At 67.4% G+C, this 15,558-nt stretch carries 11 protein-coding genes; 4 read left to right on the forward strand and 7 right to left on the reverse strand.

From position 1 onward, the window contains the following. Window positions 1-141: 141 nt before the first annotated feature. From AC3QL3_RS00640 to AC3QL3_RS00655, 4 genes are all read right to left on the reverse strand, one after another. A complete protein-coding gene (locus AC3QL3_RS00640; RefSeq protein ID WP_492896281.1) occupies window positions 142-1,314 on the reverse strand; it encodes a dipeptidase in 1,173 nt (390 codons plus the stop codon). Between the two features lie 134 nt (window positions 1,315-1,448). Beyond that, on the reverse strand, window positions 1,449-3,998 hold the full coding sequence (hrpB, locus tag AC3QL3_RS00645; RefSeq protein ID WP_492896282.1) for an ATP-dependent helicase HrpB: 2,550 nt from the start codon (window positions 3,996-3,998) through the stop codon (window positions 1,449-1,451). A 79-nt stretch (window positions 3,999-4,077) separates the two neighbouring features. Then, window positions 4,078-5,211 (reverse strand): hypothetical protein, encoded by a 1,134-nt coding sequence (locus tag AC3QL3_RS00650; RefSeq protein WP_492896283.1) that lies wholly within the window; start codon window positions 5,209-5,211, stop codon window positions 4,078-4,080. A 140-nt stretch (window positions 5,212-5,351) separates the two neighbouring features. After that, window positions 5,352-6,542, reverse strand: coding sequence for a hypothetical protein (locus AC3QL3_RS00655; RefSeq protein ID WP_492896284.1), 1,191 nt, complete (start codon window positions 6,540-6,542; stop codon window positions 5,352-5,354). A 105-nt stretch (window positions 6,543-6,647) separates the two neighbouring features. Here AC3QL3_RS00655 and AC3QL3_RS00660 point away from each other — a divergent pair, with 105 nt between their 5' ends. After that, window positions 6,648-7,436, forward strand: coding sequence for a TatD family hydrolase (locus tag AC3QL3_RS00660; protein ID WP_492896285.1), 789 nt, complete (start codon window positions 6,648-6,650; stop codon window positions 7,434-7,436). Here AC3QL3_RS00660 and AC3QL3_RS00665 read toward each other — a convergent pair. From AC3QL3_RS00665 to AC3QL3_RS00675, 3 genes are all read right to left on the reverse strand, one after another. After that, complete coding sequence (locus tag AC3QL3_RS00665; RefSeq protein ID WP_492896286.1) at window positions 7,433-9,604, reverse strand: hypothetical protein; 2,172 nt, start codon at window positions 9,602-9,604, stop codon at window positions 7,433-7,435. The genes AC3QL3_RS00660 and AC3QL3_RS00665 overlap by 4 nt on opposite strands. A gap of 186 nt (window positions 9,605-9,790) precedes the next feature. Beyond that, on the reverse strand, window positions 9,791-10,567 hold the full coding sequence (locus AC3QL3_RS00670) for an ABC transporter permease (RefSeq protein ID WP_492896287.1): 777 nt from the start codon (window positions 10,565-10,567) through the stop codon (window positions 9,791-9,793). Beyond that, entirely contained in the window at window positions 10,564-11,511 is a 948-nt protein-coding gene (locus tag AC3QL3_RS00675) for an ABC transporter ATP-binding protein (protein ID WP_492896288.1), read from the reverse strand. The genes AC3QL3_RS00670 and AC3QL3_RS00675 overlap by 4 nt, the downstream gene beginning before the upstream one ends. A 230-nt stretch (window positions 11,512-11,741) precedes the next feature. On the opposite strand from AC3QL3_RS00675, the gene AC3QL3_RS00680 reads away from it, so the two are divergent. The 3 genes from AC3QL3_RS00680 (at window position 11,742) to AC3QL3_RS00690 (ending at window position 15,554) form a co-directional block, all read left to right on the forward strand. Continuing rightward, window positions 11,742-12,485 (forward strand): FAD-binding oxidoreductase, encoded by a 744-nt coding sequence (locus AC3QL3_RS00680; protein WP_492896289.1) that lies wholly within the window; start codon window positions 11,742-11,744, stop codon window positions 12,483-12,485. A gap of 517 nt (window positions 12,486-13,002) precedes the next feature. After that, on the forward strand, window positions 13,003-14,589 hold the full coding sequence (locus AC3QL3_RS00685; protein WP_492896290.1) for a 2-isopropylmalate synthase: 1,587 nt from the start codon (window positions 13,003-13,005) through the stop codon (window positions 14,587-14,589). Window positions 14,590-14,609: 20 nt separating this feature from the next. After that, on the forward strand, window positions 14,610-15,554 hold the full coding sequence (locus tag AC3QL3_RS00690; RefSeq protein ID WP_492896291.1) for a branched-chain amino acid transaminase: 945 nt from the start codon (window positions 14,610-14,612) through the stop codon (window positions 15,552-15,554). The last annotated feature ends 4 nt before the right edge of the window (window positions 15,555-15,558 follow it).

Below are 15,558 nucleotides of genomic sequence, written 5' to 3' on the forward strand. Positions count from 1 at the left end.
CAGGAGCTGTCGCGATTGGTTCCGATGCGGCGGCGGCATTGTCCGGCCGCGTCGCGCGAGCGGGCAACCGTGCGCGGGCGTTTCGCGCACGCGCGGTCGGCAGCGGTTAAGCGTAGCGGCGCGCCGCCGCGTCCCGGCGGTTCAGACGCAGACTTCGGCGAATACGCGTGCGAAGTTCGCGCCGAGGATCTTCTCGATGCGTGCGTCGGAATGGCCGCGCCGCGACAACGCGAGCGCGAGCAGGTCGAAGCGATCGGGGCGGTTGAGGTCGGGTAGCAGGTTCATCACGTCGGCGCTCTCGCCGGGCGCGGCGATGCCGAGCTTGACGCGCTGCTCGACGAACTCGCGAAACATCTTGCGGTACGCCGGCGTGAGTTCGACCGTGGAAATGTAGCCGTCGCTGCCGAGACACACATGATCTTCGCCGCAAACCTCGACCGCGTGTTCGAGGTGGCGGATCAGGTCTTCCATCATCGGCTGGCCTTCGCGGCGCAGGAACGGCATCAGATAGATGCCGACCACGCCGCCGCGTTCGGCCAGCCGGCGCAATTCCTCGTCGGTCTTGTTGCGCGGACGATCGACCAGCGCGGCGCAGCCGGTGTGCGAGATCACCACCGGATGCTTGGACGCGGCGATCGCGTCGAGCGCGGTGCGGCGGCCGCTGTGGGAGAGGTCGATCAGCGCGTGGCCGGCGTCCAGGCGTTCGATCAAGTTGCGGCCGAGTTTGCTGAGGCCGGCGTCGGCCGACTCCAAGCAGCCGTCGCCGATCAGGTTGCGGCGGTTGTAGGTGAGCTGGAATACGCGCACGCCGAGGCCGTGAAAGGTGTCGAAGCGATCGAGATCCTCGCCGAACGGGGTCGAGTCCTGGAAGCCGTAGATCAGGCCGAGGCGGCCGCTGCGCTTGGCTTCGACCAGATCGGTGCCGCGCCGGATCAGGCACAAAGCGTCGCCGTGCGCGTCCAGCTCGCGTGTCCAGTAGGCGATGTTGCGGATCGTCCCTTCGTAGTCCTTGGCGTAGCTGCCGACGCCGCTGACGGTGACGTGACAAGCGGTGAGGCCGGAGGCGCGCGCGTCGGCGAGCACACGCGCCGTCAACGGCGGCAGATCGGCTTCGGAGGCAGGGTCAGCCGGCCCGGAGCTGAGCGCATCGATCACGGTGGCGCGGCGATAGCCCTGCCATTGCGGACCGGCAGCGGTCTCGGCGGCCAGCGCGGGCACCAACACGGCGGCGCCGGCCGTCGCGGCGCAGCAGCCGAGGAAGTGTCGGCGCGATGCGCTTTCGAGCGGCGTTCGTAGCGGTGGATTCGTACTCATGACGTTACCTCGTTGCGCGCGCGGATGCCGAGTGCCGTTCGATCGCGGCCGGGCGAAGCATCTTGCCATCGGAAGGTTTGCGGAGGTTGCGCATACCGGCAAGTTCGTTGCCGCATCGTAGGAAGAGCGAAGATTCAGCGTCGCGGCTTGGCGCGATGCGTCGGCGTCGCCGTCCACGGATCGTCGGGCCAGGGGTGTTTCGGATAGCGCCCTTTCAATTCCTTTCTGACTTCCGGATAGGTGCGTTCCCAGAAACTGCGCAGATCCTGAGTGACTTGTACCGGCTTGCCGCCCGGCGACAGCAGATGCAGGGTCAGCGGCACGCGGCCGCCGGCGATGCGCGGTGTATCGGCGAGGCCGAACAACTCCTGCAGCTTCACGCTGAGCACGGGCGATGCGTCGGCGGCGTAGGCGATGCGGCGTTCGAGTCCGCTCGGTACCGCGATCGCGACCGGCGCCTGCGCGTCGAGCGCGCGCCGTTGTTCGTAGTCGAGCTGGGCGGCCAGCGCTTCGGAGAGTTCCGCCGCCTGCAAGGCGTCGAGCCGGCGTTTGCCGGCCAGGTAGGGCGCGAGCCAGCGTTCCAAATCGTGCAGCAAGGCCGCGTCGGAAAAGTCCGGCAGGCCGAGTTCCGGCGACCACGCGCGCAGCGACTGCACGCGCAAGCGCAACTCGCGCGCGTGCTCGCTCCAAGGCAAGGCCTCGAGGCCGAGTTCGCGAATCGCCGCGAGCAGGGCCGGAACGGCGTCTTCGGGGGTGGCCGGCACGCTGCGGCGGTCGAGCACGATCGCATCGAAGCGGCGTTCCTCGAACGCCTCCACCGCGCGCGTCTCGCGATTCCAGCGCACGCGCCGCTCGCGCCGGTAGCGGCCGGGGAAATCGCGCTCGCAGCGCTCCGGATCGAGCGGCGCGGCCGCGTAGATCAGGCTGTCGCGCGCTTCCAGGCGCAGGTCCACCACCACCAGCCAGGGCTCGCCGTACAAGGCGCTGTTGTCGCCCAAGCGTGCGCCGCGGCCGTTGGCGAGCTGATAGCGGCGCGGATCGTTTGCGTCTTGGCGCGCGATGCAATCCGGAAACGCATGCATCAGCACGTCTCCGGCCGCCGTGCCGGCCAGCGAAACATCGCCGGCCGCGGGCCGTTGCGCGCGCGTTGCGGTCGCTGCGGCGCGTTGGCGCCAGGCCGTAGCGGCCTGTGCGATCGCAGCGAGCGCGGCCGGATCGGCATCGAGCTCGCGTGCGCCGCCGGCGCGTCGCTCGCGCCAGGCACGCAGCGCGTTCGCGCGCAGGCGGAAGTCGTCGTTGCGCATGGCCTCGCCGCGCAGCGGATTGCGCGCCTCGATCAGCGCGACCAGGTCGCAGGCCAGTTCGCGTTCGTCCTCGTTCGCCGCGCGCAGCACGGCGGCGCCGAGGCGCGGCTGCGCGCCGAGCGCGCGCAGGCGCTGGCCGAACGGGTTGATGCGGCCGTCGCCGTCGAGCGCGCCGAGCGCACGCAAGAGATCGCGTGCCTGTGCCAGCGCGCCGGGCGGCGGCGGATCGAGCCAGGGCAGGGCGTCGGTGCCCCAGGCCGCCAGTTCGAGCGCCAGCTGCGACAGTTCCACTTGGGCGATTTCCGGCGTGCGCGCGGCTTCCAGCCGGCGGCTCTGCGGCCACAATCGGTAGCCGCTGCCGGGACCGAGGCGACCGGCGCGGCCGGCGCGCTGGTCGGCGGACGCCTGCGAGATCGTGACGGTATCGAGCCGCGTGAAGCCGGAATTCGGATCGAAGCGCGGTTCGCGCGCGAGACCGAGATCGACCACGGCGCGCACACCGGGCAAGGTCAGGCTCGACTCGGCCACATTGGTCGCCAGCACCACCCGCCGCGCACCGGCTGTGGCCGGCGCCAGCGCTGCGTGCTGCTCGGCCAGGGCGAGTTCGCCGTGCAGGGCGAGCAGATCGATCCGATCGGCGATGCCGTCGAAGGCGGCCGACGCGAGTACGGCACGTGCTTGCTCGATCTCGCGCCGGCCGGGCAGGAACACGAGTACGTCGCCGTCGTTCTCGGCCAGCGCTTGCTGCAGCGCGCGGCGCAGATGGAACGGCCAAGCGCGTTCCGGAAATGCCTCGCCGGCGCGTGCGGGCGGATAGGCGAGGCGCACCGGAAAACTGCGTCCTTCGCTGGCCAGTTGCGGCGATTCGAACCAGCGCGCGACGCGCTCGCCTTCGAGCGTCGCCGACATCACCACCAAGCGCAGATCCGGGCGCAGATTGGCCTGCACGTCGAGCGCGAGCGCGGCGCCGAAGTCGCCGTGCAGGTGGCGTTCGTGGAATTCGTCGAACAGGATCGCGCCGATGCCGGCGAGCTCGGGATCGTCCTGGATCATCCGCGTCAGGATGCCTTCGGTGACCACTTCGATCCGGGTCGCCGCCGAAGTCTTCGATTCGAAGCGGATGCGGTAGCCGACCGTCGCACCAACCGCCTCGCCGCGCTGTGAGGCCATGAACTCGGCCGCCGCGCGCGCCGCGATGCGGCGTGGCTCGAGCATCAGCACCTTGCGCGCGCCGAGCCAGTCTTGACCGAGCAAGGCCGGTGGAACGCGCGTCGTCTTGCCGGCTCCGGGCGGCGCCTCGAGCACCAGGCGCGGATGGTCGCGCAGGCTCGCCAGAATCTGCGGCAGCAGAGGATCGATCGGGAACGCGGGCGAACTCATCGGATCATCGTAGCGGGCGCCGCAAAGAAAAAGGCGCAGCCGGTTGCCCGGCCGCGCCTTCGTCGTCAGCCGACTGCGCTTATTCGCAGAGCATGCCGTTCGCGCTGAACAGGCGGCTGTAGGTGACCAGGCCGTTGAAGCTCGGCACCGGTGCGGGCAGGTTCGCGTTCGGCGTGTAGGTCACTTCCAGCTTGTTGCAGTCCTTCATCTGGAACACCGCCGTGCCCCAGGGCTGGGTGACCAGATTGGCGTCGAGGTAGCCCGCCGGAATGGTGGCGCTGGTCGCGCCGATCGGGAAGAACGCACTGCCGACCAGCCAGAACGGATTGCCTTCGAGATCTTTCAGCAGCACGTCGTAGACCAACTGGCGCGCCATCGAGCCGTCGGGGTTGTACTGCTCGCTGACCTGCACGATCAGACCCTGGTCCGGGCCGATCCACTGTGCCGCGGCATAGCCGTCGAGCGCCATCGGCGCCGGAGCGGCGGGTGCCGCGTAGGTGGGAATGTCGAGATCGATCACCTGGCCGTTCGCGCCGATCTGCGGTCTGGAATCCACGCGCAGCTTGAAGGCGTTGTTGAACAGGAAATAGCCGCTGACGGCGAGCGGTATGTTCTCCAGCACGAAGGTGGTGCTGACGTTGTAGGTCGTGCCGGGCAGTACTTCGGAGCTGCGGGTGTTCGGTTCGGTGACCAGACGGGGGTAGCTTTCCGGTTTACCGAACTCGATCGTGCCCTGCGCCAGGCTGATCACAGGCACGTAGTAGAACTGGTCGGCGAGCTCGGCGCTGCGCTCGATGCGCACCAGGGTCATGCCGTTGGCCGTGCCGTTCGGGCTGTAACGCGTCTTCAAGCCGCTGCTGCTGCAGGGGACGCGCCAAATGATGAGCTTGACGGTTTCGACGACATAGCCGCTCGCCTTGACCGCGAGGACCTTGAGATCGGTGCTGACGATCGCACCGCTCGGCTTGTCCGGCAAGGTTCCGGACGCACAGCTGGGCGGGTAGGCGCGCACGGGGTTCGCTTGCGGCGTGCCGCCGCGTTCGTTGTTGCCCGCGACTTTCTCGCCGGAAGATTGCGAAGCCTGCCATGGGGCCGACTCGGACGAAAAGGGATTGATCGGTGCCGCCGGCAAGGTGCGGGCGTCGAGCGGAATCGCGGGCGCAGCGCCGACGCTGCACGAGAAGACCAGGGCCAAGCCCAAGAGTTTTTTCATTGTGTAACCCCATCCAAAATGATGAACGCACGGACTCTGCGCGGACTCGAGCCGAACGCGCAAGTCGCGAACTCAGACGTGGTGCGGCAAGAAGTCGTCGCAGACGGCGCCCCCGCTGGCGCGGGGGCGCTGTGACGGCGTCACTCGCAAAGCATGCCGTTCGCGCTGAACAAGCGCGAGTACACGCGCATGCCGTTGAAGCTCGGGATCGGCGCCGGCAGGTTGGCGTTCGGCGTGTAGGTCACTTCGAGGCGGTTGCAGTTGCGCAGGCTGAACTTCGCCTTGCCCCAGGGGCTCTGGGAGAGATTGTTGCCGAGGTAGGCCGCATCCACGGTCACTTCCCGCGCGTCGTTGGCGAACACGGCGCTGCCGATCAACCAGAGCGGATTGCCGTTCAAATCCTTGATCAGCAGATCGTAGACGAGCTGCCGCGTCATCGACGCACCGGCGTATTGTTCGGTGATCTGCACCAAGAGTCCGTCCCCATCGCCGCCCACCCACTGCGCCGCGGCGTAGCCGTTGAGGAACAGCGCCGCGCCCGCATCCGGATAGCTGTCTTGCGTCGGCGCGTAGGCCGGCACGGTGAACTCGGCGGTCGGGTAGTTCGGCACGTCGGTGTCGCGCGGATCGACCAGCAGCTTGAACGCCTGGTTGTACTGGTGGTTGTAGTCGTCGCCGAAGGGGAAGTTGTCGAGCGCGTAGGTCGTGCTGTAGATGATCGGGCTGTCGAACGGCGCTTCTGAAACGACCGTGTTCGGTTCCGCCGCCACGCGCACCAGGCTGGCCGCATCGTCGTAGCCGACCGCGCCCTGCTGAATCTGGATCAGCGGCATCGTCGGAATGCGGTCGGTGCGGCCCTCGTTGGCGGCGTCGCGGTCGATGCGCAGCAGGGTCATCGAGTTCGACGCCTGACCGTTTGCGTTGTAAGGGGTTTGCGAATTGCCGCTGCTGCAAGCGATGCGCCAGAGCGTGACCTTGACGGTTTCGGGCGAGGTGCGGCCGTTGGCGTCCTTGGTGTACAGCGGCAGGTTTTGCGACAGGATCACGCCGTTGCTGCCGCTGGAATCGGGCAGCGGGTCGGACGCGCAGCTCGGCGGATAGGCGCGATAGGTATTCGCCTGCGGCGTACCGGGATAGCGCGAATTGCCCATCGCCTTCGGCTGCGCCGTTTGTGCGTGCGCTTGACGCGCCTGTGTCGCGGCGGTCAGGGCGAACCGTTGCGCGGAAGTCGCGCCGGGCGCCTGCTGCAGGGTGACGCCGCCATCGGCGAAGGCCGAACCGGCAAGGCCGCCGGCGGCGAGCGTGAGCGTCAAGCGAATCAATGAATTCATCGGTAGCTCCTTCCGTGAAACGGATGTGCGATCGGATTGCGCCGCATAGGCGCCACGGCGCCAGCGTCGCATAATCTCGCGTTTGGACGGTGGAGTGAAGTGCGCATGCGATTGATCGACATCGGCGCGAACCTGACCCACGAATCGTTTCGTGCCGACTTCGACGCGGTGCTCGAACGTGCGCGCGCGCACGGCGTCGAGCAACTCGTCGTCACCGGCGCCAGCGCCGGCGGCAGTCGCGCGGCGCACGAACTGGCGCGCACGCATCCGGGCTTTCTGCACGCGACCGCCGGCGTGCATCCGCATCACGCGCACGAGTACGACGACGCCACCGACGCGCTGCTGCGCGATTTGGCCGCGACGCCCGAGGTCAAAGCCGTCGGCGAAACCGGACTCGACTACTACCGCAACTACTCGCCACATGCAGCGCAGATCGCCGCGTTCGAACGCCAGCTGGCGATCGCCGTCGACAACGGCAAGCCGCTGTTCCTGCACCAGCGCGACGCGCACGCCGACTTTCTCGCCTGCATGGACAACGTGGCGGGGCGCGTCGGCCGCGTCGTCGTGCACTGTTTCACCGGCGAAGACGACGAACTCTCCGCCTATCTCGAGCGCGGCTGGTACGTCGGCATCACCGGCTGGATCTGCGACGAACGCCGCGGCCTGCATTTGCGCGAGCTGGTCAAGCGCATCCCGTCCGACCGCTTGCTGATCGAAACCGACGCGCCGTACCTGTTGCCGCGCGACCTGCACCCCAAACCTTCGCATCGCCGCAACGAACCGATGTATCTCGCGCACATCTGCGCCGCGGTCGCGGCGGCGCGCGGCGAGGAGGCGGCGCAGACGGCCGCGCTGACGACGGCGAACGCGCGCGCGTTCTTCGGGCTCGACTAGCGTTCGATCGCCCGCCCGGGTGGGGAAACAATCGCTTGGGCGCGCCGCGGCGGATTTCCGATGATCGGCGGCAACCGGCGCGGGGAATGCGTCCACGGGCGCGGCAGCTGCGTGCGCATCGGCAAAGCGGCAATGCCGATACGCGCTTGGCTTCCGACGTTGTTGAAGCGGCCGCCCAGAAGCAACGTCGCATCCGCTCGCGTGAGCAACGCAGCGACGCTGCCGTCGACGGCGGGCATGTCCAACCCGGTGCCTGAGATACCGGAAAATCCCGCGAAAAACGCACGCGGCTGTCCGCCGGCCTGTGCGAACACGCCGCCGACGTAGACGGTCCCGTCCGGTCCGACCGCCAACGCCGCGACCTCGTCGTCCACGTTCGCGATCCATCGCGCGTCGACGATTCCGCTCTCGGAGATCTTCGCCAGATAACGGCCGTGACAGAAATCGCCGCCTGCGTAGACGCCGCCGGCCGGTGCGAGCGCCAAGGCGCCGCTCCAGCATTCCAGCGGCGGATTCCAGTCTTGGTCCAAGGAGCCCGACTCGGCCGACACTCGGATGATGGCGCGGTAGCGATCGTCGGTGCGAATGTCCGACCCGCCGATGTAGACCGCGCCGCGCGCATCGGGAAGGATCGCGAATACGGGCCCGCCGACATAGTTCTCGTTCACCCTGGCGTCCCACCCCGCATCGACGCTGCCGTCGAGCGTAGACAGCTTGGCGATGTTTCGCCGCGGCACACCGTTCACTTCCGAAAAGTAGCCGCCGGCGTAGAGATCGCCGCCGGGGTCCAGCGCGAGCGCCTGCACGTCGCTGTTCACCGACACGTTCCAGGCCGAATCGACAGCGCCGGTTCCGCTGCCCGCCAGCTTGACCAGGCGGCGGTCGGGGTCGGGCGCTTGCGTAGTAGACGTGCTGCCGCCCACGTAGACGTCGTCGCGCGCGTCCACGGCGAGCGCGAGCGGGAACAGGTCGAGAGGCGGATTCCAGCTTGTATCCAGCTTTCCGTCCGGGCCCAGCCGCAGGATGTTCCTGCGCGGCTCCGCGCCGACGCGAACGAACCTTCCCGCAGCGATCACGCCGCCGTTCGACTGACGCGCCATCGCGGTGATCGCGCCGGCGTCCTCGATGGCGACACCGGGGACGGCTAATCCGCTCGCGACCGTCAAGCGGCCCAGATTCAAGGCGGGCTGCCCGCGCACCGTCATGAACGCACCGGCGAAGGCGATCGAACCGTCGCTGCCCGGTTCGAACATGCCGATGCCGCCGTCGGTCAATTCGCGCCACTCGGCTTGGATCGCGCCTTCGTTCGGAGACAGCGCAAAAATGCCGTTACGGTCGGCCGCGTAGATGGCGCCGTCGCGTGCGAGCGCGAGCGCGATCGGGTCGCTGACGGCAGGCCTCCAGGTCGTATCCGCCGTGCCGTTGGCGGCTGCCGGAAAGCGGGCCAGCCGATCGGTGGGCGTTCCCAAAACGTCGCCGGATTCGACGAAGCGGCCACCGGCGTAGAGCGTGCCGGCCGCATCGACCGCCAATGCGAAAGGCTCTCCCAGCAGCGAAGAGTGCCAGTTCGGATCGGCAAGCCCCGTACCAGTCAATTTGAGGATGCCGCCCGTCTGCTGGCCGACGAAGACGGCGCCGTTCGCATCCACCGCGAGCGCCGTAACGGTTTCGATCGACGCATTCCAGTTCGGATCGACGGCGCCCCGATCTTTCGCCGACACTTTCGCGAGCCGATGGCGCGGCAATCCGCCGACCGAGCTGAATTCGCCGGCCAGATAGACGGCGCGGTTTCCATCTACCGCGAGCTGGTTGACCAGATAGAACCCAGAATCGTCGTCGATGCGCACGCCGGGGTTCCAGTTCGCGTCGACCGCGCCAGAACCGCTACCGGAAATCTTCGCGACGAGCGCGCGCGCTTGTCCGCCGATCTCGCTGAAGTAACCGCCGGCATAGACGTCGCCGTTCGAGTCCGCCGCCAATACCAACACGGTATCGTTGGCAGGCGGGTTCCATTCCAGGTCCAGCGTGCCGTCCGCTTGCAAGCGAGCGAGATTGCGCCGCGGCACCCCGTCGATCATCGCGAACGAGCCCCCGAGAATGAGGCCGCCGTCCGGCTGGCGCGCGATGGCATTGACCGTGCCGGCCAGTCCGAGTGGAAGGTCGGGCATTGCCAGCGGCGCTTGCGCCGCTGCGGCGGAAGCGAGCAATGCGAAAACCCAGCCGATGCAGCCGTGAAACCGCAGCAACCCCGAGCGCTTCATATCGTCCCCTACCGGATCGTGCTCCTTGGAAGCGCGATCATACGGCGGAAGCGATCAGCCGCAGTAAGCAACCGCGCGCCGGCGGCGGATCGGTCAGCTGCGCAAGCCGATCCCGCGCTTGAGCAGAAACATGCCGAGCGCGCCGAGTCCGACGGCGAAGCCGAGCATGACCGCGAAGGAAACGCCGAGCGGCACGTCGCTGATCCCGAGCAGGCCGTAGCGGAACGCGTTGACCATGTACAGGATCGGATTGGCGTGCGAGATCTCTTTCCATGGGGAGCCGAGCGCGTCGACCGAGTAGAACACGCCACCGAGATAAGTCAGCGGCGCCAGCACGAAGGTCGGCACCAGCGCGATGTCGTCGAACTTCTTCGCCCACACCGCATTGGCGAAACCGGCGAGCGAGAACACGATCGAGGTCAACAGGATCGTCGACAGCGTGATCCACGGGTGATAGAGGTGGATGCGCGTGAAGAACAGCGAGATCGCCAGCACGATCGCCGCGACCAACAGGCCGCGCAGCACCGCGCCGGCGACGTAGCCGGCGAGGATCACCCACGCCGGCATCGGCGAGGCCAGCATCTCCTCGACGTGGCGCCCGAACTTCGCGCCGAAGAACGAGGAAGAAATGTTGCCGTAGCTGTTGGTGATCACCGCCATCATGATCAAACCCGGCACGATGTAGTCGATGTACTGCACGCCCGGCACCACTTCGCCGATGCGGCTGCCGACCATGCGGCCGAAGATCACGAAGTACAGCGTCATCGTGATCGCCGAAGGCAACAGGGTCTGCATCCAGATGCGCAGGATGCGTACGACCTCGCGCCGCGCGATGGTATGGAAGGCGATCAGGTTTGCGTTCGAGCTCATGCGGCCTCCTTGCCGTCGGCGGCTTTGCCGTTTTCGACCAGGCGGACGAACAATTCCTCCAGCCGGTTCGCCTTGTTGCGCATCGAGCGCACGGTCACGCCGTGCGCGGAGAGCGTCGCAAAGAGCGAATTGAGATCGTGCTCGCGCGACATCTCCGCTTCGATCGTCGCCTCATCGATGCGGCTCAGAGTGACGCCGGCGACGGCGGGCAGCTCGGCCACGGGCGCGGCGAGATCGAGCACGAAAGTCTCGACGTCGAGCTTGGACAAGAGCTGCTTCATCGAGGTGTTCTCGATGATGCGGCCGTGATCGATGATCGCGATGTTGCGGCAGAGCTGCTCGGCTTCTTCGAGATAGTGCGTGGTTAGGATCACCGTGGTGCCGGCGGCGTTGATGCCGCTGATGAATTTCCACATCGAGCGGCGGATCTCGATGTCGACGCCGGCGGTCGGCTCATCGAGGATCAAGAGCTTGGGCTCGCTCATCATCGCGCGAGCGATCATCAGGCGCCGCTTCATGCCGCCGGACATCGCGCGCGCCGGCTCGAACGCCTTGTCCCACAGCACCAGTTGCTTGAGATACTTCTCGGCGCGCTCGGCCGCGAGCGCACGCGGGATGCCGTAGAAGCCGGCCGAGTTCACGCAGATGTCGAACGGCTTCTCGAACATGTTGAAGTTGAGCTCCTGCGGCACCAGGCCGATCAGGCGCATCGCCGCGCTGCGCTGTTCGCGCACTGAGACGCCGAACACGCGCGCGTCGCCGCCGGTCGCGTTGACCAGCGAGGACAGAATGCCGATCAGGGTCGACTTGCCTGCGCCGTTCGGGCCGAGCAGGGCGAAGAAGTCGCCCGGCTGCACCGTCAGCGAAATGCCTTTCAGGGCTTCGACGCCGTTGGCGTAGGTCTTCTTCAGCTCGATTACGTCGAGCGCGGGGAGTTGGCTCATGCAAACCTCTGAATACCGCCGTCCCGATCGCCGGGGCAGCGAACACATCAGGACTCGGCGGCGCCGATCAAGCGTCCGCGCGATCGCTCGAGGAACAGCGGCTTTGCGCGCCGGAAGCCCGACCATCGGCGAGCTTCCTTCATGACCCAGTCGGGGCGCGCGAGCCGGGCCGCGACAGCCTGCTAGTATATCGGGCTCGCCCGCCGCCAGACCGGTTTTTCGACGCCTCGATGGAACAATTTCCACTTCGCCTCGCCGCAAGCCACATGCTCGCCCCGGCCGTCCGCCATCTCGCGTTCGAACGCGCCGACGGCCAGCCATTCGCGTTCGTGCCGGGGCAGTTCATCCAGGTGCATTTCCACTACGCCGACGGCAAGGCGACCAAGCGCAGCTATTCGGTGGGGACGGTCGGCGCCGGCAGCGGCGCGGTCGAGCGCATCGAGATCGCGGTGTCCTACGTCGAGGGCGGTGCCGCCACCGCTTTGCTGTCGCAGCTGGACGAAGGCGGCACGATCCAGGTCAGCGGCCCGTACGGGCGCTTCTGCCTGATGGACGCCGACACCAATCGGCGCTACCTGCTCGTCGCCACCGGCACCGGCGTCACCCCGTATCGCGCGATGCTGCCGCAGATTCGAACGCTGACCGCTACGCGCGGCTGCACCTTCGCCCTGGTCTACGGCGCACGCACCGAGCAGGAGCTGCTCTACGGCGAGGAATTCGAAGCGTTCGCGCGCGAAGTGCCCGGCTTCAGTTTCCATCCCTGCTTCAGCCGCACCCCGCGCGCCGTGCCGCGTGCGCACGATCGCAACGGCCGTACCCAGGTCGCGCTCGGCGAGCTCGGCCCCAATGCCGAGCACGACATCGCATATTTGTGCGGCAACCCGAACATGGTCGACGAGACCTTCGCCATGCTGAAAGAAGCCGGCCTGCCGGTACCGCACATCCGTCGCGAGAAGTACGTCTCATCTCGATGAAGCCGGGATTTGGGATTAGGGATTGGGGATTGGTGAGAGCCGAACCTCCAAAATGCGTTGCGTTTCCCAATCCCGAATCTCCAATCCCCAATCCCCGCTCCACGCCTTGACATACCCTTCGCGACTCGTTTAGGGTCGGGTCATGTCGCATCGCAACAGCCACCGTTCGCTCGCCACCCGCCTCGTTTTCGCGGCGGTCGATCGCACGTTGGTGCAGCGCGGCGCACTCGTTCTTGTACTCGTACTCCTTATTACCAGCGGAGGTGCGGGTTAGGGTACGCGTCGAAAGCGAAACAGGCTGAAGACCCCCAAAAACCCCGCACCCGGCACCGGATGCGGGGTTTTTTTTTGGTTTGTTTTTTGCGGTTCGCGGGTGTGGGTCGGCTGGTGCGATCCGTCCAGGGTCGCCGCGATCTGAGCGACTGCGACACGCGTAAAAGTTTTGGGCTTCGGAATATTTAGCAGCGGCCATCCTCGGCCGCACTTCTCAAATCGAAAAATCAGTTCAGGAATGGCGATGAACTCCGACAGTGCCAGCAGCGACAGCGAAGCCGACGTAGCCGAACGGCGCGTCCTGATCTTCGACACCACCCTGCGCGACGGCGAGCAGTCGCCGGGCTTCTCGATGAGCCGCGCGCAGAAGCTGCGCATGGCGCACGCGCTGGCCGAACTTGGGGTCGACATCATCGAAGCCGGCTTCCCGGTCGCTTCCGAGGGCGACTTCGAATCGGTGCGCGCGATCGCCGCCGAAGTGCGCGAGGCGCGCATCTGCGGCTTGGCGCGCGCACAGATCAAGGACATCGAAACCGCCGCGCGCGCGTTGCAGCCGGCCGCGCACTCGCGCATCCACGTGTTCCTGGCGACCAGCCCCCTGCATCGCGAGCACAAGCTCGGCATGAGCAAGCAGCAGGTCGTCGACACCGCGACCGCCGCGATCCGGCGCGCGTGCGAACTCTGCGACGACGTCGAGTTCTCGGCCGAGGACGCGATCCGCACCGAGCCGGACTATCTGGCCGAGGTGTTCAGCGCCGCGATCGAGGCCGGCGCGCGCACGCTCAACACGCCCGACACGGTCGGCTACACCACGCCGGCCGAGATGCACGAGCGCATCACCTATCTGCGCCAGCATGTGCGCGGCGTCGAAAAAGTCGTCCTGTCGGTGCATTGCCACGACGACCTCGGCCTGTCGGTCGCCAACAGCCTGGCCGCGATCGCGGCCGGCGCCGGTCAGGCCGAATGCACCTTGCTCGGCATCGGCGAGCGCGCCGGCAATGCCTCGCTCGAAGAAATCGTGATGGCGCTGCACACGCGGCGCGATCTCTTCCGCGCGCGCACCGGCATCCGCACCGAACGGCTGCAGCCGAGCGCGCGCCTGCTGGCGAATCTGGTCGGCGCGACCATCCCGCGCAACAAGGCGATCGTCGGCGAGAACGCGTTCGCGCACGAATCGGGCATCCATCAGCACGGCGTGCTCAAGCATCGCGCGACCTACGAAATCATGCGTCCCGAAGACGTCGGCTGTGCGCGCTCCTCGCTGGTGCTGGGCAAGCATTCGGGCCGGCACGCCTTGCGCGATCGCCTGAACGCGCTCGGCTACACGCTCGACGAGGCCACACTCGAAGACGTGTTCGTGCGCTTCAAAGCACTGTGCGACCGCAAGAAGGAAGTGCACGACGGCGATCTCGAAGCGCTCGCGGTCGGGCGCGATCCGGAAGCGGCCGGCCCGTGGTCGCTCGAACACCTGCATGCAGCCAGCCATCTCGGCGGCAGCGCCTCGGCTTCGGTGCGTCTGCGCCACGAGGACGGTCGCCGCGTCAGCGAAGCGGCGATCGGCGACGGGCCGGTCGATGCGGTGCTGCGCGCGGTGGCGCGCGCGGTCGGGCACGAGCTGGCGCTGCACGAATTCAGCATCCGCGCGCTCGGCGAGGGCGGCGATGCGCAAGGCCAGGCCACGCTGAGCGCGCACTACGAAGAGCGCGATCTCTCCGGCCGCGGCGTTTCCACCGACATCGTCGAGGCGGCCGCGCTGGCCGTGCTCGAAATCGTCAACCGAATCGAACACTCGATCCAACGCCGCGAACCGGCGCTGGCCGCCAACCACTGAACGCAGCAGGGGTATTCGTCATGAACCACGCACCGCTCATCTGGCACAACGGAAAACTCAAACCCTGGGCGGAGGCGACCGTGCACGTCAGCGCGCACGCGCTGCACTACGGCTCGTCGGTGTTCGAGGGTGAGCGCGTCTATTCGACGCCGCGCGGCGCCTGCTACTTCCGCCTCGAAGACCACACGCGGCGCCTGTTCGAGTCGGCGCGCATGTACGAAATCGACATCGGTTACGACGAAGACGAAATCAACGCGGCCTGTCTGGAACTGATTCGCGCCAACGGCATGCAGAGTGCCTACGTGCGCCCGATCGTGTTCCGCGGCGCCGGCGCGCTCGGCGTGCTGCCGGCGGACGGCTCGCCGGTCGACGTGTCGATCCTCGCGCTGAACTGGGGCGCCTACCACGGCGAGGCGCGCGAACACGGCGCCGACGTCTGCGTGTCGTCGTGGAACCGGCCGGCGCCGAACACGTTGCCGAGCTGGGCCAAGGCCGGCGGCAACTATCTGTCGAGCCAGCTGGTCGCGTTCGAGGCGCGCCGCGGCGGTTACGCCGAGGGCATCGCGCTCGGTTGCAACGGCCTGCTCAGCGAGGGCGCCGGCGAAAACCTGTTCGTGTTCAAGAAAGGCAAGCTGCTGACGCCGCCGACCAGCGCCGGCATCCTCGCCGGCATCACACGCGACAGCGTGATCGCACTGGCCGGCGATCTCGGTGTCGCGGTGGAAGAACGCGACCTGCCGCGCGAAGCCTTGTACGCGGCCGACGAAGTGTTCATGACCGGCACCGCCGCCGAGATCACGCCGATCCGCTCGGTCGACCGCAAGCCGGTCGCCGACGGCAAGCCCGGTCCGATCACGCGCGCGCTGCAGGATGCTTTCTTTGGTCTGTTCGAGGGCCGCACGCCCGACCGGCGCGGCTGGCTGACGCCGGTCCAAGACGAGGCCTTGGCCAAAGTCGCCGCCTGATTCC

It is taken from the genome of Dokdonella sp. GW821-FHT11D02, assembly GCF_058808595.1.